The sequence below is a fragment of the Lysinibacillus sp. JK80 genome (genome assembly GCF_027557635.1).
Lineage (GTDB): Bacteria > Bacillota > Bacilli > Bacillales_A > Planococcaceae > Lysinibacillus > Lysinibacillus capsici.
In genome coordinates this window covers 76,989-99,198 of record NZ_CP058997.1, presented here as the reverse complement: position 1 = coordinate 99,198, position 22,210 = coordinate 76,989, and the positions used below count along the sequence as shown (strand labels likewise).

The window sequence follows — 22,210 nt, the reverse complement described above, 5'->3', positions numbered from 1 at the left end:
ATAGGTTATATTACGATAGCCAAAAAAACCGAGACAAATTTTTGCCTCGGATTTCCTTTTATTGAATTTCTTTCTGAAGTTGCTTCGCTAAAAATGCCACTAGATCACGTAGATTATCAGGTGTTACACCATGTCCATCTGGGTATTGTTTAAATGTCACTTTGGCACCAAATTGTTCAAAGATCTCCTTGCTTTCCATTCCCCATTGAGAAGGTATTACATAATCATAATCACCGTGCGAAATAAAAGCATGTAAATGTTCTACAGAACGAATAGCGTATTCCTCCGTCACAAACTTTGGCGTATAGCCACTTAATGCAACAATACCCGTCACTAAATTCCCCATCACAAAGGCAAGTGATTGTGCTAAAACCGCACCTTGGCTAAAGCCTAAAACAAATACTTTATGAGGATCGATTTGATATTCTTCGATGGCCTCTAATATAAATCGTTGCAATGCAATCAACACTTTATCGAAGATTGCACGATCCGGTTGCCCCACCTCTTGAATGGTAAAAAAAGCATAGCCGGGATGTTGCGTAATTGGCCCTCGTAAGCTAAATATATGACATTGCTCTTGAAAATCCTGCACTAATTGTGGTAAATCATCTTCATGGCTGCCCATGCCATGAAGCAAAAAAATAGCAGGGTACTTCTTCGTAGGGTCCATATTTGTTGGTTGTGTATGGTTAAAAGTAAATGGTGTATTCATTTAATCAAATTCCTTTCGCGTGAAGCTTTGTAACAAAATTAGTGTAATTTTGTTTTATTAATTAATCCATCTGTATGGTAGGCAATATAGCCATTGACAATTCGTATCGTTTCTTGTGGATCTGCATCAAAGAGTATTTTTGATTGCTCTGGCGTGGATACAAGCACGGTTAATAAATCCATACGCATGGAATGTCCAGCAGAGCTATAGGCATAGTCATAAATAATCGCTTCCTCTGTCATGCCTTCTGTCTCATATTGCTTATGGAATAAATTCTTTGCAGCATCCAATTGCTCTGCCACTTGTTGACGAATTCGCATCTGATGCATTAATAATTCCTCTTCAAGAGCTGATGGCTTTAGCCACTCCTTAGCTTGAAGCATATTTAGAAATTCCTGCTCCCAAGCCTGTTCATTCTCAGTAAAATAAAGCATATTAATCATCAACATGTCCCAAAAGTCCATAGATGTTGCGGCTGATTGTCGCTGCATAGTAATTGTTTCTTTAAAATGCTCTTCCACTTTTGTAATATTCATATTGCGAACTAAATGATTACATACGTTTTCTATAAACTTATTTGCCGCTTCTTGTGCCATAAAAAATCCGTCCTTTATATCAACAAATCATTTTCTTTCTTATCATACCATGATTGTGAAATATGGCAACGAACCCCGCTCACTTGATTTTTAAGTAAAAAGGATGACTCCATATACTTTGGAGACATCCAATTATTTTATGAGAAAACATAGCTATCCATATTGTCGATTGTATTTTGAATAGCAGCTTTCAATGATTTTTGCTCTTCACCACAAGAAGCTAGCGCATCCTCCAATGTCAGTGCAGCATTCGCTATAAATGGAGCCATTTGCAAATCTTTTGCCAATTGAATAAGTACGAGGGCTCTATTCCATTTCCAACGAGGATTTGTTGGATCTAGCTGAATCGCTTGCTCCAAATAACCGAGGGCATCAAATGGCATCCAGCCAAAGCGGTGCATCGTCTGCCCTGTGATCCCCCAGTAGACAGCCTTATTTGGGTTTTCCTTTACTGCTTGCTGAAAACAGTGAACGCTTTCATTGTAATGATGTGCGAATAAGAACAGCTCTCCTTGTGTAAAAAAGGATTGCGCTTTGTCAGCTGATGTTCCAGTTTTTGCGACTTCCTCCAATTGCTGAATACGCTTCGCAAATGCCTCTTCATCTTTTATTGCTCGTATTTCTACAACTAGATCTGATTCTGGATAGCTTTCATCAGCTCGTTCCACATGCTGTACTTCGATATGAGCAGTTGGCTTTGGATAACGATCATATTCATATTCTTCTAATAGTCGAATATATTTTTGTGCCAATACTTTGTCCTCTTCGTTTGTCACCTGCTTCGCTAATTCATAGCATTTCATCAGTTCACCATTATAAAAATAATCATCCATTGACATTCATCATTCCTCCAGTGTACAACTATTCAGTATTTTTAGTATACACTACAAAAACATAAGAGACCGTATCTAAATAATTATGATACAGTCTCTTCCTTTTCTATTTATTTAGCACAACCGTATTTAAGAACGTTCTTAAATCTTCTTCTTTAAGAGCTCCTACAAAGCGATTTACTTCTTTACCATCTTCGAAACGAATGAATGTTGGTGTTGCTTCAATATTATATTTTTCCCATAGATCATCGTATTCATAGACATTCAATTGAGCAATATCAACACCAAGCTCATCGGCAATTGGCATTAATACTGGTGTAAATGCTTGACAGTGTACACAGATTGGACTGAAGAAGTAAGCATTAACCGGTTCACCCGCTTTAATTTTAGCTTCTAGTTCGTCTGGTAACATAATGTTTTGATAGTTTTCATCATCCAATTGATCAATTGTTTCTTGTTTTAGCTTTTTATCGCCATAAGGGTTATTTGCGCTTTCTAATTTACTTTTGTTTGAGACGTTGGTAAGCACAATAATTGCTGCAAATAAAACAACAATTACTGAACCAATAATTAATAATTTTTTCACTAAAGTAGTGACCTCCTTTTTTACACTAAAAGCCCTAGTTTTAGTGCATTCGCGATTGATTATAAATTGTTTTGAAAACCTAGTAAACTAATTCGCCTTTAAATGAAGATATTTCACATTTATAACATAATTTCAAGTATATTTGGGAACATACATAGTGAGAGTTCATGCAAATTTGAATGTGGGGTGATCATGATGAAAAACTCGTTCCAGCATGTTTTTCAAATTTATACAAAAGATATCCGTAATATTGTCACAAACTGGGTCGTAGCTGTCATTATAGGTGGACTAATTTTTCTTCCATCTCTTTATGCTTGGCTAAATATTTATGCCTCCATGGACCCTTACGCTCACACCTCTAATATGAAAATCGCGATTGTCAATGAAGATACGGGAACCACGGTAAGAGATGAAGCAATTAATGTCGGAAATGAAGTAATTGAGACTTTACGTACGAATAAAAGCTTTACTTGGAAGCTCGAAACAGAGAAAAAAGCTAAGGAACAATTAAAAAATGGTGATTACTTTGCAGTCATAATCATTCCAAATGATTTTTCGCAAAAACTAACCTCTATTTTAACCGACCAACCAACGAAGGCCCATATTGATTATTATGTAAATGAAAAAAAGAATCCTATTGCCCCTAAAATTACAAGTAAAGGAGCGAGCGTACTTACACAGCAGGTTTCGAATGAATTTGTATCCACCGTCAATGGGACACTTTTTTCTATTTTTAATACAATTGGAATTGAAATGGAACGTGACATTCCTGATTTCCGCAAATTCGAAAATTATGTTTTTACTATCGAACAGCATTTGCCTGATATTAATTCATTTTTAACGCAAGCCTCTACTCAAGGAAAAGAGGCAAATCAATTACTTAATCAGGCACTGACACAAGTTCCTCAGGTGGAACAACTAACAACAGATGGTTTAACTACCATTCAAAGGGGTTTACATTTAGTGAATGAAGCAGATGCTTTATTTAATGAACTATCCCCTATCATCAAAAAGGATGTCACAACTGTTCAAAATATTGCCCAACATTTTACAGAGATCATCAATAAGCTCAATCGTATAAATTTTGACCCTGCCTCCATTACGCAAACGAAAGAGGCACTTAAAAATCAATTGTCAACTTCTAAAGACAACATAAACAAGAGTATTCAAACGCTTGAGGCACTGCAAAAATTAATTCAGGCAGATGCTTCGACTCGTAAGCAATTAGAAGACTCTTTAACAACCATTATTGGTTCTTTACAGGAAAGTAATGCAGAAGCGAATCAACCCATCATCGAACAGCTTACAGCCATTCTCGAAGCTTTGGAAAATCCTCCAAACTTCATTGATTCTACGTCAAATGCGCTTAACTCATTACAACAATTACAGACTCTACATGACGATTTACTAAATAAAGTGGATCAATTAAAGCCAATTGATAAAGATGTTATCAAGCAAGACATTACAGCTATTCAGCAAATCGCACAAAATGCTACAGCTAATTTACAAAAATTCTTATCCTACTATAACGAAAGTCTAGAGCCACAAATTCGATCTACCCTTACCAGTGCGAAACAAACTTTAACTAACGCTTCTACCATGCTGACAAATGTAAAACAATTCATACCTCAGACAACAGATAAATTGACACAGGCCAAAAACACGCTAGGAACAGCAAATCAAGCTATTCAAAAAATACAAACTGAATTTCCAACTTTAAGTGCTAAAATCAAAGAATTAGCGAATAAGCTACGAACTTTAGAAGAAGAAGCGGATCTAGCAGAGATTGTGCAATTACTAAAAAATGATGTCAACGCCGAACGTGATTTCTTTGAGGAGCCTATTAAATTAAAGGAACATCGCGTATTCCCTATTGCGAACTATGGAACAGCCATGACACCGTTTTACACAGTACTATCTATTTGGGTAGGCTGTTTACTGTTAATTTCATTATTGTCTGTGAATCTCCATGGAGATACATCTTATAGTATTCGAGAAATTTACTTTGGTCGACTCTTAACATTTGCAACTTTCTCGTTTATTCAAACTCTCATTATTACCATTGGAGATATTTTCTTAGTAGACGGCTCCATTCAAGCACCTGCCTACTTTATCTTATTTGGACTTTTTATTAGTCTCGTATTTGTAACGGTTGTCTATACACTCGTATCCGTCTTCGGTAATGTAGGAAAAGCACTAGCAATTGTGATGCTTGTGTTACAAATTGCAGGCTCTGGTGGAACCTATCCTGTCGAGTTATTGCCGAGGTTCTTCCAAATAATCAACCCTTTTTTACCATTTACGTATGCGATTGAAATGATGCGTGAAGCTGTCGGCGGAATTATTTGGTCAACAGTCTGGATGGACCTCATCTTCCTATTTGGTTTCTGGTTCATTTTTATCCTGTTCGGATTCTTCTTAAAAAAATTATTGAGCGAGAAAATGGAACATTTCATGAACAAAACACGTGGATTAGATATATTTCACTGATTTTCAACGAGGCGTCTGTAAATGTTTATGAAAACGATGTTATAATGGAAGTATTGTAAACATGTAGGAGGCGCTATTTTTGAAGAAATCGATTACTATTTTTGTTGTATTGGCGTTACTGTTATTAAGTGCTTGTGGAGAAAATAAAAACAGTGCTGAAACATCTCCTAAAGCAAATGACGCTTCACATGAAGGTCATGACCATGCAGAGGCATCTGGTGATATCCAAGAAGAAACAGCTTCTGCAGACGTCCTACCAACCTTTTTAGAGGGCAAGCAAGAAAATATACGCTTAGTCTATCAAATCGCTGGACAATCAACAGAGATTCTCGAATGGATGCCATGCTATTGCGGCTGTGGGGAATCTGCTGGCCATAAAAATAATTTAAATTGCTTTATTCAGGAAAAACGTGAGGATGGTTCGATTGTTTGGGATGATCATGGGACGCGTTGTTTAGTGTGCTTAGAGATTGCTGTCCAATCAGCACAACTGCACAAAGAAGGCAAGAGCTTAAAAGAAATTCGTCAGTTCATTGATGACACGTATAAAGAGGGCTATGCAAAACCAACACCAACGGACATGCCTGCATAAAAAAGCAAAGTCGCACATTCGCGACTTTGCTTTTATTGTTTCAGTTGATTTTTCTTTCGTTTACGAAGGATGATATACAGGATAACTGCAATGACAAGGATGAGCCCAACAAATTCTGCAATTAAAACATAGGATATTTCACCTTTTTTAGCTACTTTCCCGTCTTCCTTATCAGCATTTTGATCAACGGCTACGACAAATTGTCCTTCTTTTGTTTCAATCGCAGCGTCTGTCTGTGAATTCGTCTCTTTCAAGTGAGCATAAAAGTTACCTTTTACAGAGGCATTTTCTAATGAATGAATCCATAATAAAGGTTCTTTAAGCTGCCAGAAATTTTTCGTTATGAACACATATTGGCCAATTGCCTCAGGTAAAAACCCTTGTGAGATAAGCTGCTCAGATGTGTGAGGGATTTTTGAGGATTGCTTGGCAAGCCATGTTAGCTGTTCCATCCCTCCCATAAAAATGACTGCATGCCCTTGTAAAGCTTCCTCTGTCACATTTTTATCCTTCATCAGCGAGGTTTTTGCCATGTTACCATTCGTCATTAACGATTTATAAAGTGATACCATAGTTGTATCGTCAATTCCTCCATTATCAGGTATAACGATTAACGTATTTTCATGAAAAGCATTAGGAAAATCACGTAAGGTAAACGTTGGTTCAGCATCATCTTTTGTAATCGATAATGTGCTATCACTATCAATGTAAATCCAATAGCGTTCATTGGTTGTTTCGCAAGGATCCTCTAGTTGAAAGCCTGTCACTTCAAACTGAATATCGGTCATTGAAAGTTTGTTGAGCACATTTGTTTGGATCGGTATAATGGCCTCATACATATCTGTTGTAGTCTGTTCTAATTTTCGTAAATCTACTGCATGTGGAACATTATTGATATACGCGATCAATTCTAATTTTCGATCCTCATCCTCTTTACTGTCAGGTATTGTTGCTGATTTTTTAACGATCAAGCGCATAAAAGCTTCCTTGTTTGCCTCTAACTTTGGCAACGACACATAATAATGAGGTGTCATTGTCGCTTGGCTGGATAAAAGTCGATCCTCAAAGCCAAATTGCTTAAATGAAATCGTCGTATCAGATGACTCTTCTATTTTAGGAACATCGCTAATCGCTAATGTATCACCAATTAATTGCTCGAATAAGCTTGCTTCGGTTAAAAAAGATAGTCGCTCCTCAATAGCTTGGCCATTTGAAGAGGTTACAGCTAAAAGAGGTACTTTTCGATTCGAATTTGTATTCAGTAGCTCCTGCATCGTAAGTGTCATAGTATCTTGCTCAACGCTTATGTTTGCTAACATCTTTTTAATAGGCTTGTACTAAATTCCTTTTTTGCCCCTACAATGATAATAGGACCTCTTATCTTATTAATAGCATCTTCACGCTCAATCTGTACATCTGTGTCACCATGTTCGGATAAAAAGGCAGCGAGCTGATATGCACTGTTTAAAGTGGCCTCAGAGGTCTGCTTTGGTACAATAACCGTCGTAGCATATCCCTCATAGCCTAAAAACGCAGCAGGATAGCTATTTAATGACCAAGCATCACTTTCCTCACTAAATGCTGATATAGACGATAGTATTTCAATACGTAGCCAATTACCTGCGTTGCCAGGAGGCACACAAATTCCTTCCTTAATAATTCCATAAAAACTAGCTGTGATTTTATGAGAACCCTTTAGTAGTGCTTCTTTTGGAAGGTTAACGGTAACAGTCTGTTTTAATGAATCTGCTTTCAATGGAACGGTTTTAATTGCTATATCATCCACTTTCACTGTGAAGGAGGATGGTGCTATAAGTAGCTCAGAATGCTGGATTTGAAATGTCACTTTCTGGTTATTGGATGGGACATCCTCGTTTAGATTGTAATAAAAATCTCTTGACGAAGAAGGTCCCAGTAATTCGATTGGCTGTGCTAGTAAGGGCTTTTTCTGCTGTTGATTGCCTTCTATTACAATTGTGTTGTCATCTACGGTAATGGTAGCTGCAACTGCATTGTTAGCAAAACTAAAAAAACCAATACAAAATAAGCACAAATAGAAGAATTTAGTTCTCATTATTCTGCTCCTTTATCTGATTGCTTGGAAAAACGCTCTGTTTTATACCATTGAACTTCTTGACCAGTAAACATGCGCTTTATTTCTAATAGTAATGACCAAACGACTAGCACAATCCACATTTGAGAATAGGTAAAATACATAAGTATGACATAAAAGAAATTTTTCCGATTCATTTCTGTTTTTTCAATACTTAAGGTAATCATTACTTCACCTAGAAACAGTAAGAAGGCTAAAACCCATAAAACAAGGGCAATGTCGCCAACGGTCAATCCAATATCATAAAATAAATTAATAATAAATAGGGCATTGGATAAAATGACACCAAAGAAAAATAAAAAATACGTAAAAAAGAAATAAAATAAATCAAACATGATACTTTTTCTTTTTAGTGTGAAGAATTGACTTAAAAATTTCAGCACTACATATTGATTACCTCTTGCCCATCTAGTGCGCTGTTTCCACCATACTTTTAAGGTTTCTGGTTCTTGCTCCCACGTAATGGCTTTTGGGAAAAAACGAATATGGTAGCCTAAATTGTAAACACGGATGGTTAGCTCTGTATCCTCAGCCAATGCTTTTACATCCCAACCGCCTAATTGCTCCAAAACTGTCCGTCGGATTGCAAAATTGGTACCAGGTATAGTTGCCACCTTAAACCATTTCCAACGACCGCCTTGGGCCATCCACTGGAAACAAATCGTTTCGATATTAATAAAACGAGTTAACCATGTTTCTGCTGCATTAATAACGCGAAATTTCCCCACAGTGGCAGCCGCTTTTGAATCATTCATGAGACCCATCACTAAATACCAAACGGCCATACGTTCAGGTGTATTATCAGCATCATAAACAACAACGATATCCCCTGTGGAATCAGCTAGTGCCGAATTGAGGGCAGAGGATTTCCCCTTCCCTTTGTTTGGCTCTACTGTTTCAATGACACGAATAAATGGGAACTTTTCTGCGTACCGCGCTGCAATAGCACCAGTTTCATCTGAAGAATTATCATTAATGACAATTACCTCTAGTTGATCTTTCGGATAATATAGTCGTGACATGGCTCGTAGTGTTTGTTCAATCACAAGTGCTTCATTGTGCGCTGGTATAAAGACACTGACTGAGGGAACCTTGTCCATTTTTTTAGCCCAGTCATCAATTGGCTTTTCAAAAGTACGAAAGTGTAAGTAACCACCCTCCATTAAAAACATATGATATAGCAGCATGATCCAAATGAGGAAAAGTGATATAAAAAATAAGGTATTAGCCATTTGTTTTCCTCTCCTCAAATAATCTCTTACGTAAGGTAATACGTAAACGCAAGGTACTAATAAAAAATAATGTGACAAACAGCGAAACAATCAAGACAAGCGCCCATAAAATTAATTCAAATGGTCGTTCATCAAATAATATTTTTAAACGTTCGATTTTTGTAAATGCTAATTGTATTGTTTGTTCACCATTTTCATGTTGCTTAATCGAAACATTTTTGGATATTACTTGTTGCTTCGTCTGTCTGAGATTAAGTAGTTCAATTTGTGGATGTTCGCTTAAATAAGCGGCAAGCTCCTGCACATAGGAAGCATTAAAATAGGCAGGATATTGAATACCGATGATAGAACTAGGAACTTTTAATAAAAGGTTTATCTTTTGTTTTACTGGATAGAAAGAATATGTTTCTATATCTGCCATAGATCCCGCTGTAATCGGATAAATTGTATGGTTATCTTCGCTTTGTGTCATAAATAATTGCCGACTGTCCTGCTGAATACTACTGGTAAAAAGGGAGCTATCCCCCTGACTGATAGTAGGATAGATTTTACGTAGTACTAAATACTCAAGGTTTTTTTCAGTTGAATTAGAAGAAGAAAGGATAAATACATAACCTTCCTTTTGTAATTTTTGTAGATAACTTAATAGTTTTTTATTTTCGTGCAAATAGTAGGATCTTTTATCGCTTTCATCTACTACAATAGGTGTCACTTCAAGTGCAATCGGTAATTTTTTTGCTGAAAACTCCAGCACGAGCTTTTTTAACTTTTGCATATCTGTCTTCATATTAATATCTGATAAAACAATAAAAGCGGGATGTGTCTGAGGCTTTGCTATTTGCAAAAGCTCCCCCATGATCGCTGGCCACTGATATTGCATTGTATCTTTATTAATAAAATCACCTATAAAAGACCAATTATTTTTTTTGACGATAAAAGGGTATGTCTTATTTAAAGAGGTAGCTCTCTCTACTATGTCAAAATCCCCTGATGGTATTACACTTTTCCATTTTATAGGATTATTTAATACTTCTCCCCCAATAGCTCGAAGTTCCACTATGGGGCCCTCCTTCCATTTTGAAAAAGGAGCAAACTGAAATGCATTTTCACCAATCAAAATGGCTGATCCTGAGAATTGATTTATTGCAGACAAGGCATTTGGAGGAATTCTAGTTGGATAGTTATTCATAACAACAAGGCGTTTATAAGATTGAAGCATCTGTTCGTTTACATCTTCTATGGATAAAACATCTACTGACGTAAAATTTTCAAGCATGTCTTGTAATGCCAATACATCGATAGTAGGCTGGTTGGAACTTGTGACATAAATCAATGCAGTGTCACTATTTTTTTCGGCTGCTAGTACAGAGTCACATATAGTGAACGTATAAAAACAAAGCAATCCAATGGCGATCCAAAAGCTATAATTAGAGCGCATTTGTTTTCATCTCTCTTTCCAGATCCGATAAAATTTCATCGAACGTCGACTCCGTTAGTGGAAGATACGTATAGAAACTAGTTTTATAATTTAGTGTTACCCATTTTCCGTTTAACAATTGATGGTTTTTTAAGGCTTGGTCTAATTTATTATAAATAACTTCCATATACTGGTCTGTTGTATCAATTAATAATAACCCAATATGATTTTCGCGAAACCGAAATTTTTTATCTGTTTGTCTAACCGTTTGATGTATCCTTTGAGAAAGTTGTTGCCATAAGTGTTGTACTTCTTTAGCCCCGTAAAGCCTTTGAAATTGATCATAATTCTCAAGTTTTAAAATGATAAAGACAAAAGTGTGCTTATGCCTATCTGCTCTACGCATCTCTTCATTCACAGTTATTCGCATACGTGTTTCATTATCAAACCCTGTTTCCACATCAATTGCTACATAGTTTCTAACATCTTCTTGTAATTTTTTTATGTAGCTTGCCTGTTCAGTCATTAATTCATGCACTTTTCCTGCACAAAGTATGAGTAGTAATAGTACGATGCCATAAAGGAAAAAAAACTGCATGGAAAATGAAGGGTTTAGAAATGTCATTGTTCCCGTTATTCCCGTATAGAGCAATGTTGAACCTGTAATAAAAATAAAGATGAGACTGCTAATAAGCCCAAATACCATGCCTCTCCAAAGAGTAAGCACTATTAGAAGCATTAAAAACAAGTAAAGTAAATAACCTTCTGCATCCTGACGCAATAAAAAATAGGCAGGTATTTGTAATAGTAAGATTAAAATTGACCCATATATCAAAATTGCTCTATTTCTATTCATTGTTAATCGCATTTTCTACCTCCCTTTCTGCTAATAGTGGTAGTAAATTATCAAAACTATGCGTTGATTGTGTATTTTTTTCAACAAAACCTGTAGTAGGATCTTTTAGCGATAACATTTTCTCAATGAACATCTGTGCTTTTTGCTGCTCTTCTAAAACGAGCATATATCGAGCTGCCATTGCATACACAGCAGGAGACTCATAGCTCACGGTTGGTTGATTCGTTTGTGCATTATAACGCCCATATAATTTCCCGTCTCTTTTCAACAGATTTAACAGCCAGCGTTTAAAAGGTTCAGTATCTCCATCAATAGAAGCCATATGATAGGCTACATATAATTGATCAATCATGTGCAGTTCTTCATCAAATCTATAACTTTTAGAGGGAATATCATAATACTTTGGATAGAATCCTTCTTCAGCGAGAGGGGCATTTTGTAAAATAGCTAACTGATCTTGGACTTGCTGTTGAGACAATAATCCATGTTTTTCCATTGTATAAAAAGCGGAAGGCATTAGATAACTCATTGTCAATGTGTTGGCTTGTGCATGGCTTGAAACATCTACATAATCCACAAATAACCCTTCATTTATTCCATGTAGGATCAAATTTTCGCCAATTTTTTTTCCTAGTTGGACATACGTTGATTCATGCCACTTTTCACCTGCTTCTAGTAAAACACGGATGATTCGCAAATCATCAATGAGGGCATTAACTGTGGCTTTTTTTGTGCCTTCTAGTCGCCAGACAATAAAGTCGCTTTTTAAAAAGTAGGATTTCAGAACATTGACCTGGGCATCGAAACGAGCACGATCGCCTTTTTCTAATAAGTAAGCAAGCCATAGTCCTACTGATTCCGATAAAAATAAATCTTTCTGGCTTGTTAAATCCGTGCTTATTAACCCTTCATCATTCAGTAAATTTTGAATAACAAATTGTTCTGTTGGTGAAAGGGGTTCTTTTTGTAGAGCTACTTCTTTACCTGTACAACTTATTGAAATAAGAACGACACTAACTATTAACAGTAACCATCTCACATTTTTTTTCATAGTCATCATCCTAATTAAAAGTTATTTACCCATAACGAATTCCCGATTTTTAATTATAGTATACAACAAATGGAATGGCTAAGTTTTTATATGAGTAATGTCACACATAATCTAGCCCTAAAATAAAAAAGATGCCCAATAAGTGTCTATAGACCCATTAGACGTCTACATTTATTCAATCTAACCCAATTTCTTTGTATATATTTCTCTTGAAAGCAAAATTGTTATTACAATGAATGGAATAAACATACCAATTGTTTCAATTTTAATTTGCGTTATTTAACAAGCTTCAAAATGGTTTTAAAATGTTCATGATCTGCACGTTGTAGTAGTTCATACAAGATCATTTCGGTGCTAGTTGGGTAAATACCAAGCGCATGCATCTTTGTAAGCCCAATTTCTTTATTTGCCTTTGTTCGAGAAGATACTGCATCTACAACAACCTCTACTTCAAATCCTTGTTCTTTCAGGTGTCTTGCCGATTGGTACACACAAATATGTGTTTCGATACCTGTCACAATGAATTGAGTACGTCCATTTTCCTTCATCGCCTCTACAAATGCCTCTTCTTGGCACGCACTAAAGGCCATTTTAGGAATCGGTTGCCCTTCTAAATGCTGAGCAATCTCAAGAGCCGTTCCGCCTAAACGACTTGGATTTTGTTCTAGCCATAAAATAGGTACTTCCAGTGCCTGCATTGCTTGTACGAGCTTTGCCACATTTTCAATTACCATTTCACTGTCATCAACAATTGTTGCTAACTTTCCTTGCACATCTACAACTACTAAACAAGCTTTCTCTACTGTAAACATCCTGAACACCTCTTTTTCTTTTCTTTATAATACTATACAAAAACCTGCTTATCTCTCGTAAAGTAATAAGGAGTTTTCTCTAACAATCGATTTTAATGGTTTTGCTTTAGCCTGTAGGTTTCACACTCCCAAGAAGGGAATATTTGTAAATTAAAACACGAACATTATCGTTTTTATGGTAATAAAAAATATTTAATATACGGAAAATATCACTTAATTTCAAAAATAACTTTCTATTTGTTCGTTTTTAATGAAAAATCCCTGCTTAAATGTGTACATTTTGTTGCGAGTCTGTCTCCATTCCGCTCAAATATTAAGAATTTTATTTTTTCTCTTGAAAATTAGGTTATAATCCAGTAAAGTTCTGTTATTAACCAAACAAGGAGTGTACCACTTTGACACAACGTGCATACAATTTCAACGCAGGTCCATCTGCTCTACCACAAGAAGTATTAGAAAATGCTCAACAGCAATTAGTAAACTTCCGTGATTCAGGTATGTCCATTATGGAAATGAGTCACCGTAGTGCCATTTTTGATGAAGTACATAACGAAGCCATTACTTTATTAAAAAAACTTTATGCTATTCCTGAAAACTATGAGGTACTATTCTTACAGGGTGGAGCAAGCCTTCAGTTTACAATGGTGCCTATGAACTTCTTAACAACTGAGCAAAAAGCTAGCTATGTATTATCAGGCTCATGGTCTGAGAAAGCTTTTAAGGAAGCTAAATTATTTGGGACACCTGTTGAAGCTGCAAGCACAAAAGAAAACCAATACCGCAATATTCCTGCTTTAGAAGATATTCAATTCAATGAAGATGATGCATATGTTCACATCACATCCAATAATACGATATATGGTACGCAATGGAAAAACTACCCTGATACAGGAAATGTTCCATTAGTGGCAGATATGTCAAGTGACATCCTATCAAAACCAGTTGATATTGAAAAGTTCGGAATCATCTATGCTGGTGCTCAAAAAAACCTTGGTCCTTCAGGTGTAACGGTCGTAATTATTCGCAAAGATTTACTTGAAAAAGCCAATAAAAATATTCCGACGATGCTAAAGTATACAACACATGCTGATAGTAATTCACTTTATAATACACCTCCAACATTTGGGATCTATATGCTAGGCGAGGTGTTAAAATGGGTTGAAGCTAAAGGCGGCGTAGCAGAAATTGAGAAACATAATGAATTAAAGGCTAAAGTCATTTATGATGCCATTGACAATAGTAATGGTTTCTACAAAGGCCATGCCACACCAGAAAGCCGTTCTTTAATGAACATTACATTCCGTGTTGCAGATGAGGAGCTGGAAAAATTATTCCTTGTAGAGGCAAAGGCAGCAGGTTTTGTTGGGCTAAATGGACATCGTTCTGTAGGTGGTTGTCGTGCTTCCACTTATAATGCAGTGCCCCTTGAGGCATGTGAAGCTTTACGAGATTTCATGGTAGATTTCCAACAAAAACATCAATAAACTTCTATTTAAAAGATGAATCTTTACAGAAATGTAAAGATTCATCTTTTTTTCGCGCTTGTAGAAGGAAATAAGAAATCTATCCCCATACCATTAGCTTGATTAGATGTTTATAGCAATATCTCAGCTTAGGGCTTTACACATTGGAAAAGTTTTTGAGAAAAATATAGATTTTTAAGCAGCCTATCGGACATATCGCCAGCCTCTAGCTATGCACCAAACATAGATTATTACTGTAAGGGTTACCCTTACGAAACTAGAGGAAGGGAGGTCTAGACAATGGAAGATAAAAGATATATGTCACATATGAACTGGCAAGGCTGTAAATGTCCTAAAAAAGAGGAAAAATGTCATTGTAAAAAAGAAGAAAAATGTACACCAAGAATGAGCAGCAACTGTAGAGGCTGTATTTGTCACCAATTAAGAAAATTAGAGCTAGCTACTACACTAGATATCTTCTTATCTGGAGGTATTAGCTTCTTAGGTGTGACTTTCATTTCCTTCGATCCAAGAAATTGCTGTGCATACTTCCTTGAGCCAGGTGCAGCAGCTGCTTCTCCTTTAATCGTAGATTGCAATAAAATTGTTGCGATTCGTCGAGTGGCAGTAGCTTAATCCTTTTAGAGGGTAGCCTTCTATTGGCACCCTCTTCTTACATAGAAAAAAACTCTGTCAACATTTAATGTGACAGAGTGTCATGCTTACAATCAGGACATTTACCATATATTTCAAACTTATGATTTTCAATTTCATAATCAGGCAATTTTTCACCTAACATTTCCATTGGACAAAGATTAAGCTCTTTGACGTTGCCACAGTCCATACAGATAAAATGATGGTGATGATGCGCAGATTCACAGTGCATACGGAAATTACGTTCCCCGGATAGCTCTGTTTCTTCTAATATCCCAAGTTTCACAAAAGTAGCAAGGTTACGATAAATAGTATCAAAACTCATTCCCGGAAAATCTTTTTTTAAAACATCCAATAAATCACGGGCTGTTAGATATTTATCTGTTGCTGCAAACATATCTAATATTAACTCCCGTTTATCTGTTTTTTTATAGCCATTTTCCTTTAATATTTCCCACGCTCTTGAAATATTCATTGCGCTACCTCCCCCTGCTTTGCAGCCATTTTAAGTGCTACTTTCTTCCCTAGGATTACAAGTAACAAAATCAGAATAGAAGTGACAACAATCGTGCCTCCTGGCGCTAAATCCATATAAAATGCGCTAATTAGACCAATTAGTACAGCTGTTTCTCCAAAAACAATGGCAAAAATGATGGTTTGTTTAAAGCCCTTTGCCAAGCGCATTGCTGCTGCAACAGGCAATGTCATCAGAGATGATACAAGTAAAATACCAACTATGCGCATACTTGCCGCAATGACAAGTGCTGTTACAATCATAAATAAAAGATGAACCCAACGAGCCGGAAGTCCACTAGCTTTTGCATATTCCTCATCAAAAGACAAAACAAATAATTCTTTAAAAAATAAAAACAAAAAGATAATCACAATGGCAGCAATGCCAATCACTACCCATAAGTCTTGACGAGATACAGCAGAAACCGAGCCGAATAAATAACTCATTAAATCTGTGCTAAAACCACTGGCAAGTGAAATAAAGATGGCGCTAATCCCAATACCACCTGACATGATAATTGGAATGGCAAGCTCCTCATAGTGCTTATACAAACGTCTTAAACGCTCAATCAAGACAGAGCCACTCACAGAGGCTAGTATTCCTAGATAAATAGGATTGAGCATTGCTAAGGCTGTCACTGATTGACTAATGTATAAGCTCCCAGCAATTCCTGCAAGTGTTACATGCGACAAAGCATCCGCAATCAAGGATAGCCTACGTACAACAATAAACACACCCAGCAGTGGCGCAAGTATGCCAATTAATAATCCAGAGAAAAAGGCATTTTGTAAAAATTCATAATGTAAAATTGCTTCAATCATATGCCTGCTCCTTCTAATGAATCTTTCTCACGGAATGGCCATACCAAGCGTCTAGCGCATCCAGAGAAATATTATCAAATTCATTTTTATAGCCGTGGAAGTGAATAGTTTGATTCAAACATGCCACATGGCTGATGCGATTCGATACCGTATCGACATCGTGTGTGACAAGAATCATCGTAATTCCTTGTTCCCGATTTAATTTCGCCAGCATATCATAAAATGACTGCACATTCTCGTGATCAATGCCGACAGTTGGCTCATCTAAAATGAGCAATTTGGGATTACTGACTAAAGCTCTTGCAATAAAAACACGTTGTTGTTGTCCACCAGATAGTTCTCCAATGTTGCGATTCATATAAGCATCCATGCCAACTGCCTTTAAAGCTTCTTGAACTTTGTCTTTGGCATCTCGACCAGGTCTTTTAAAAAGCCCTAATTTTTTCGTTAATCCACTTTTCACGACCTCTTGCACGGTTGCCGGGAACCCAGAATTAAAGGCATTGGATTTTTGCGAGACATAGCCAATCCATTCACGGTGCTTAAAATTTGCACTTGGTTCACCAAATAATTTTATTTCTCCGGATAAAGGTTTCAGCAAACCTAAAATAATTTTTAATAATGTTGATTTTCCCGAACCATTTGGGCCGAGAAGTGCTAAAAAATCTCCCTCTTCTACACGAAAAGAAATGTTTTTTAAAACTTGCGTATAGTCATATTGAAATGACACATTTTCAATGTCAATAAGTGTTGTTTTCATGCATGATCGCTTCTTTCTAATTCAAAATCATTACGATTTACAAATTGTAAGTATAAAGGAAAGTGCAGTTTTTGTAAAGAAAAGAAGATGGATGCTTTTTCGAATAGCTGATTGCAAGTGTATAAATGATTTCGTGAAAATTAATGAGATAAAGGAGGATTGACTTTGAGTATTCAATTTTTACAGCAATTAGCACAAAGCACGGATAAGGAAATTGTCGCGATTGCTCGTGAAGAAGGCTTTAGCATTACGACTTCTGAAGTAAAAAAACTTCGACCTTATTTGGAGCAATTCTCATTTTCTTGGCTATTTTTAGGGATTCCTAAAGATATTCTTGTTGAAGTGGAGGCCGTTTTAGGAAGAAAGCGCTCTCGTCAACTTATCGCCTTGTTTACAAAATAAAAAAAGCCCGAAATCAGAACTAGCCTGATTTCGGGTTATTTCTGTTAACCTTTTAAAGCTTCAATATGCTCAGGTTTAAAAGTACCGCTTCGTAACATATCGATTTCCACTTTATACGGAGCTACCTTAGATTTAGCGTCACTCTTGAGAGGGACAAAGGGTGTTTCTAAAATTTTAGGAACATCCATTAATTGTGGATGGTGTACTACATAGTTAAGGGCATCAAAGCCAATATGACCAAAGCCAATATTTTCGTGACGATCCTTACCTGCACCGCGCACATTTTTGGAGTCATTGATATGCAATACTTTAATGCGTTCCACGCCTATAATTTTATCAAATTCGTTTAATACACCATCAAAATCTTCCACGATATTATAGCCAGCATCATGTGTATGACAGGTATCAAAGCATATAGAAAGTCGCTCGTTATTCGTTACACCATCAATAATTTTAGCAAGTTCTTCAAAGGAACGTCCACATTCTGTCCCCTTCCCTGCCATGGTTTCTAATGCAATTTGAACGGGATAGTCCTGAGATAATACCTCATTTAAACCTTCAATAATTTTAGCAATACCAGCATCAGCACCAGCTCCTACATGGGCACCAGGGTGTAAAACAATTTGCGTTGCCTCCAGTGCAGCAGTACGTTCAATTTCCGATTGTAGAAAATCTACACCGAGACGGAATGTTTCTGGTTTTTCCGTATTGCCAATATTAATAATGTAAGGTGCATGTACAACAATATTGGTCATCCCATGCTCTTTCATATGCAGGAGTCCATTCATAATGTTTAAGTCAGCAATGGCTTTGCGACGTGTATTTTGCGGTGCTCCAGTATAAATCATAAATGTATTGGCTCCGTATGACAGTGCCTCTTTACTAGAGCCAAGTAGCATTTCTTTCCCGCTCATCGAAACATGTGAGCCAAGTAGCATGTAAAAGCCCCCTTATTTTTTTCCGCGTGCCTTTAAGCGACGTTCACGTTTTTTAATTTTTTCCATTTCCCACTTCATATTACGTTTATAGCCAGGTTTTACCTTTTTAGGCTTACGTACCAACGCTTTTGCTTTCACATCAATTTCATTCTCTTGCTTCACACGATTTTTACGGGCATGACGCTCTTTTAACTCTGACCATTCGCCATCTTTTACATCTTTTTGTACAAAAGGAATGCCCATTTTTTCTACGCGAACTACTGCATCCTCATCTGATGGCTCAAATAAAGTAATGGCTGTCCCTTTATTGCCTGCACGCGCTGTTCGACCAACACGGTGAATAAAGAATTCTAAGTCTTCTGGAATCTCGTAGTTAATAACATGAGAAATGCCTTGGATATCAATACCACGAGCAGCTAAGTCAGTTGCTACAATGTATTGGTAGTCAAGATCACGGATTTGCTTCATCATTTTTTTACGATCACGTGGACTTAAATCACCGTGAATTTGGCCACAACGGATACCATGCTCATTTAAGTAGCCAGCAACGTGTTCTGCTGTCTTACGCGTGTTGGTAAAGATAACAGCTAAAAAGGGATTAATGCCCTCAATGACTTCTAATAAACGTTTATTACGGGATTTTGAGCGCACTGGTACAAGTACAAAATCGATGCCTTCTGCCACTGGTCGTTTATCATTCATATGGACATGCACTGGCACTTCCATATATTTCTTTAAAAATGGCTGAAGTTTTTCTGGTATTGTTGCAGAAAAAACATACATTTCAAGCTTTTCGGGCATCTGTGAAGCAAATCCATCAATCTCTTCAATGAAGCCCATATCAAAAGCTAGATCCGCTTCATCGACAACTAAAATTGGTGCTGTATGCACAAATAACGCTTGTGCTGAAACAAGGTCACGAATACGTCCTGGTGTTCCAACAACAATTTGTGGCTGTGTTTTTAATTTATCAATGGAGCGTTGTTTGTCCGTACCCCCAATAAATAGTTTTGCTTGAATAGCTGTTCCTTCTATTAATTGATTTAATGCATCAAAAATTTGCTGTGCTAACTCTCGTGTAGGAGAAGTAATAACGGCCTGTACTTCCTGTTTTTCTACATCAATACGTTGAACAATTGGAATTAAAAAACTATGTGTTTTCCCTGTTCCTGTATGTGACTGTCCAATAGCACTTTTCCCTTTTAATAAAAGCGGAATAATTTCTTTTTGAATTGGTGTCGGTTCTGTAAAGCCAAGATTTGCAATGGCGTCCTGCAAAAATGGCTGAAAATTATAATCAGTATATTTTGACATCATTCGTTCCTCCTAACATCTTTTTCATTGTACCATGATTCGAACTTTAAGGTATATTTACGTCCTATTTCTTACTAGCATAAACATATTTTTAATGTTTTATTATCACCGTAACAAAGCCCTTATCAAAGGTACTTGAAATACGCAGAATATGCAATCATAAAAGCGCTGTAACAATGTTCGAAAACGCTTGTAATATGTAATTTTTATGTCAATTTATAGGGAACTAATGATTAGCAGATTCCCCACATGTTATGATAGAGCTGTAAGATATTATGGGAGGTTGGTAGATTATGAAAGCAGCAAGATGGTATAAAGCAAAAGACATCCGTGTAGAAAACATTGAAGAACCAGTCATCGCACCTGGAAAAGTAAAAATCAAAGTACATTGGACAGGGATTTGTGGCAGTGATTTACATGAATACGCAGCTGGGCCAATCTTTATTCCAGTGGAGCAACCTCACTATGTAAGTAAAGACATCGCACCTATTGTAATGGGACATGAATTTTCAGGTGAAGTAGTTGAAATTGGCGATGGTGTTACATCTGTTAAAATCGGTGATCCTGTAGTAGTAGAACCAATCCTTGCATGTGGCGAATGTGCTGCCTGTAAAAAAGGTAAATATAATATTTGTAAACATTTAGGTTTTCACGGTCTTTCAGGCGGTGGCGGTGGATTCTCCGAATATACAATGGTAGATGAAAAAATGGTTCACAAAATGCCAGAAGGGCTTTCTTATGAGCAAGGAGCACTTGTTGAACCAGCAGCAGTCGCTTTACATGCTGTGCGTCAAAGTAAATTAAAAGCCGGTGACAAAGCTGCCGTCTTTGGAACAGGACCAATCGGGCTACTTGTCATTGAAGCATTACGTGCAGCGGGCGCATCAGAAATCTATGCTGTAGAGCTTTCAGCAGAGCGTGCCGCAAAAGCTTTAGAACTTGGTGCAACAGCCGTCATTAATCCTAAAGAGGAAGATGCCGTTGCGCGTCTACATGAATTAACAAATGGTGGTGTAGATGTTGCCTTTGAAGTAACGGGCGTTCCTGTGGTATTACAACAAGCTATTGACTCAACAACTTTTGAAGGTGAAACAATCATCGTGTCGATTTGGGAGTCTACAGCTGCTATCCAACCGAACAATATCGTTCTATCAGAGCGAACAGTCAAAGGAATTATTGCCTACCGCGATATTTTCCCAGCCGTAATGGAGCTGATGACCCAAGGTTACTTCCCTGCAGACAAGCTTGTTACGAAACGAATTGCTCTTGATGAAGTGGTAACAGAAGGCTTTGAGGCATTAATGATGGAACGTAATCATATTAAAATTCTTGTAAATTCTCAAGCATAAAATACGATCAGGTAGAGAATAAAGCATTTCTCTACCTGATTTTATAGTTATTATTCTTGTCTATTATCCATTTTTTTCATGATAGTTAAATTCGCCATTAGAACGTTCACTTTATTTTCTCCAAAGATTCCTAGTGTTCGTTTCTCCGTATTTTCTTCAATGATTTTTTCAATCTCTTCTTCTGAAAGACCGCTTGCTAGGGCAATGCGCTTCACTTGAATGTTTGCAGCCTTCACACTAATATGTGGATCCAGCCCTGAGCCAGAAGCTGTCATTAAATCTGCAGGTATATCTTGGCGTTTTACTGTTGGGTTTGCAAGTAGAAACTTCTTGATATCTGCTTCAATTCGCTTCTTCAATTCTGGATTAGATGGTGCATAGTTAAAAGTTCCAGAAGTCACACCACTATAATTTAACTGACCATTTTTGTCTGGTACCGTATCATCCTCAGTATAAACATTGTAATGAATGGCTGAAACACGTCCCCAGAAATATGATGGTGCTGAAAAGGATTGACCGATCAGTTCTGAACCAACAGCTTTACCATTGATTTCTAGTAAACTACCATTTGCTTGATGATGGAGTAATCCTTGAGCTAAAGCAGTCACCGCAAAAGGATAGATTAGCCCACACAGTATAAACATTGTTATTGTAATCAGAATTGCTTGCTTTAAGTTCATAAATAGTTTTCGCATGTACCTTCCT

At 36.9% G+C, this 22,210-nt stretch carries 23 protein-coding genes; 6 read left to right on the top strand and 17 right to left on the bottom strand.

Annotation, left to right across the window (positions count from 1 at the left end):
- Positions 1–58: 58 nt before the first annotated feature.
- The 4 genes from HXV90_RS00500 to HXV90_RS00485 all read right to left on the bottom strand — a co-directional run bounded on the left by HXV90_RS00500 (position 59) and on the right by HXV90_RS00485 (position 2,727).
- Positions 59–712: an alpha/beta hydrolase gene (locus HXV90_RS00500; protein ID WP_269898102.1), complete on the bottom strand. Its 654-nt coding sequence runs from the start codon at positions 710–712 to the stop codon at positions 59–61.
- A 38-nt stretch (positions 713–750) separates the two neighbouring features.
- Positions 751–1,308 carry a hypothetical protein gene (locus HXV90_RS00495; protein ID WP_066036433.1) on the bottom strand — a complete coding sequence of 186 codons (558 nt, stop codon included), beginning with the start codon at positions 1,306–1,308 and terminating at the stop codon, positions 751–753.
- Between the two features lie 137 nt (positions 1,309–1,445).
- Positions 1,446–2,147 carry a tetratricopeptide repeat protein gene (locus HXV90_RS00490; RefSeq protein ID WP_054548534.1) on the bottom strand — a complete coding sequence of 234 codons (702 nt, stop codon included), beginning with the start codon at positions 2,145–2,147 and terminating at the stop codon, positions 1,446–1,448.
- A 100-nt stretch (positions 2,148–2,247) separates the two neighbouring features.
- Positions 2,248–2,727: a thioredoxin family protein gene (locus tag HXV90_RS00485; RefSeq protein WP_048392230.1), complete on the bottom strand. Its 480-nt coding sequence runs from the start codon at positions 2,725–2,727 to the stop codon at positions 2,248–2,250.
- 192 nt (positions 2,728–2,919) lie between these two features.
- Between HXV90_RS00485 and HXV90_RS00480 the strand changes: the two genes are divergently transcribed.
- Both HXV90_RS00480 and HXV90_RS00475 read left to right on the top strand, forming a co-directional pair.
- On the top strand, positions 2,920–5,217 hold the full coding sequence (locus tag HXV90_RS00480; protein WP_269898101.1) for a YhgE/Pip domain-containing protein: 2,298 nt from the start codon (positions 2,920–2,922) through the stop codon (positions 5,215–5,217).
- Between the two features lie 79 nt (positions 5,218–5,296).
- Positions 5,297–5,809 carry a PCYCGC motif-containing (lipo)protein gene (locus HXV90_RS00475; protein ID WP_269898100.1) on the top strand — a complete coding sequence of 171 codons (513 nt, stop codon included), beginning with the start codon at positions 5,297–5,299 and terminating at the stop codon, positions 5,807–5,809.
- A 32-nt stretch (positions 5,810–5,841) separates the two neighbouring features.
- Here the strand turns inward: HXV90_RS00475 and HXV90_RS00470 are convergent, their stop codons facing one another.
- The 7 genes from HXV90_RS00470 to HXV90_RS00440 all read right to left on the bottom strand — a co-directional run bounded on the left by HXV90_RS00470 (position 5,842) and on the right by HXV90_RS00440 (position 13,290).
- The gene (locus tag HXV90_RS00470) at positions 5,842–7,095 is read right to left on the bottom strand and encodes a hypothetical protein (protein ID WP_269898099.1); all 1,254 of its coding nucleotides are present in this window, start codon (positions 7,093–7,095) and stop codon (positions 5,842–5,844) included.
- 26 nt (positions 7,096–7,121) lie between these two features.
- Positions 7,122–7,883, bottom strand: coding sequence for a cellulose biosynthesis cyclic di-GMP-binding regulatory protein BcsB (locus HXV90_RS00465; protein WP_269898098.1), 762 nt, complete (start codon positions 7,881–7,883; stop codon positions 7,122–7,124).
- On the bottom strand, positions 7,883–9,154 hold the full coding sequence (locus HXV90_RS00460; protein WP_048392227.1) for a glycosyltransferase family 2 protein: 1,272 nt from the start codon (positions 9,152–9,154) through the stop codon (positions 7,883–7,885). Before HXV90_RS00460 ends, HXV90_RS00465 begins: the two co-directional genes overlap by 1 nt.
- A complete protein-coding gene (locus tag HXV90_RS00455) occupies positions 9,147–10,592 on the bottom strand; it encodes a DUF2334 domain-containing protein (RefSeq protein ID WP_269898097.1) in 1,446 nt (481 codons plus the stop codon). Before HXV90_RS00455 ends, HXV90_RS00460 begins: the two co-directional genes overlap by 8 nt.
- Positions 10,582–11,439, bottom strand: coding sequence for a diguanylate cyclase domain-containing protein (locus tag HXV90_RS00450; RefSeq protein WP_054548536.1), 858 nt, complete (start codon positions 11,437–11,439; stop codon positions 10,582–10,584). The genes HXV90_RS00455 and HXV90_RS00450 overlap by 11 nt, the downstream gene beginning before the upstream one ends.
- Positions 11,420–12,478: a hypothetical protein gene (locus tag HXV90_RS00445; RefSeq protein ID WP_269898096.1), complete on the bottom strand. Its 1,059-nt coding sequence runs from the start codon at positions 12,476–12,478 to the stop codon at positions 11,420–11,422. The genes HXV90_RS00450 and HXV90_RS00445 overlap by 20 nt, the downstream gene beginning before the upstream one ends.
- 275 nt (positions 12,479–12,753) lie before the next feature.
- Complete coding sequence (locus tag HXV90_RS00440; RefSeq protein WP_054548538.1) at positions 12,754–13,290, bottom strand: hydrolase; 537 nt, start codon at positions 13,288–13,290, stop codon at positions 12,754–12,756.
- Positions 13,291–13,685: 395 nt separating this feature from the next.
- Here HXV90_RS00440 and serC point away from each other — a divergent pair, with 395 nt between their 5' ends.
- Both serC and HXV90_RS00430 read left to right on the top strand, forming a co-directional pair.
- On the top strand, positions 13,686–14,774 hold the full coding sequence (gene serC, locus HXV90_RS00435; RefSeq protein WP_054548539.1) for a 3-phosphoserine/phosphohydroxythreonine transaminase: 1,089 nt from the start codon (positions 13,686–13,688) through the stop codon (positions 14,772–14,774).
- A 279-nt stretch (positions 14,775–15,053) separates the two neighbouring features.
- Complete coding sequence (locus HXV90_RS00430; protein ID WP_269898095.1) at positions 15,054–15,389, top strand: hypothetical protein; 336 nt, start codon at positions 15,054–15,056, stop codon at positions 15,387–15,389.
- Between the two features lie 64 nt (positions 15,390–15,453).
- Here the strand turns inward: HXV90_RS00430 and HXV90_RS00425 are convergent, their stop codons facing one another.
- Genes HXV90_RS00425 through HXV90_RS00415 form a run of 3 tightly spaced genes read right to left on the bottom strand, consistent with a single transcriptional unit; the run spans position 15,454 to position 17,502 of the window.
- On the bottom strand, positions 15,454–15,882 hold the full coding sequence (locus HXV90_RS00425; RefSeq protein WP_048392220.1) for a Fur family transcriptional regulator: 429 nt from the start codon (positions 15,880–15,882) through the stop codon (positions 15,454–15,456).
- Positions 15,879–16,742, bottom strand: coding sequence for a metal ABC transporter permease (locus tag HXV90_RS00420; RefSeq protein WP_048392219.1), 864 nt, complete (start codon positions 16,740–16,742; stop codon positions 15,879–15,881). Before HXV90_RS00420 ends, HXV90_RS00425 begins: the two co-directional genes overlap by 4 nt.
- Positions 16,743–16,755: 13 nt before the next feature.
- Positions 16,756–17,502, bottom strand: a complete 747-nt coding sequence (locus HXV90_RS00415) for a metal ABC transporter ATP-binding protein (protein WP_269898094.1) — start codon at positions 17,500–17,502, stop codon at positions 16,756–16,758.
- A gap of 165 nt (positions 17,503–17,667) precedes the next feature.
- On the opposite strand from HXV90_RS00415, the gene HXV90_RS00410 reads away from it, so the two are divergent.
- Entirely contained in the window at positions 17,668–17,904 is a 237-nt protein-coding gene (locus HXV90_RS00410) for a Nif11 family protein (RefSeq protein ID WP_004227236.1), read from the top strand.
- A gap of 44 nt (positions 17,905–17,948) precedes the next feature.
- Here the strand turns inward: HXV90_RS00410 and HXV90_RS00405 are convergent, their stop codons facing one another.
- The gene (locus HXV90_RS00405; protein WP_048392217.1) at positions 17,949–18,842 is read right to left on the bottom strand and encodes a deoxyribonuclease IV; all 894 of its coding nucleotides are present in this window, start codon (positions 18,840–18,842) and stop codon (positions 17,949–17,951) included.
- A 12-nt stretch (positions 18,843–18,854) separates the two neighbouring features.
- Positions 18,855–20,156 (bottom strand): DEAD/DEAH box helicase, encoded by a 1,302-nt coding sequence (locus HXV90_RS00400; protein ID WP_269899004.1) that lies wholly within the window; start codon positions 20,154–20,156, stop codon positions 18,855–18,857.
- Positions 20,157–20,449: 293 nt separating this feature from the next.
- Between HXV90_RS00400 and HXV90_RS00395 the strand changes: the two genes are divergently transcribed.
- Positions 20,450–21,505, top strand: a complete 1,056-nt coding sequence (locus HXV90_RS00395) for a 2,3-butanediol dehydrogenase (protein WP_259419304.1) — start codon at positions 20,450–20,452, stop codon at positions 21,503–21,505.
- A 50-nt stretch (positions 21,506–21,555) separates the two neighbouring features.
- On the opposite strand, the gene kdpC is transcribed toward HXV90_RS00395, so the two are convergent.
- Positions 21,556–22,200: a potassium-transporting ATPase subunit KdpC gene (kdpC, locus tag HXV90_RS00390; protein WP_115674097.1), complete on the bottom strand. Its 645-nt coding sequence runs from the start codon at positions 22,198–22,200 to the stop codon at positions 21,556–21,558.
- Positions 22,201–22,210: the final 10 nt, after the last annotated feature.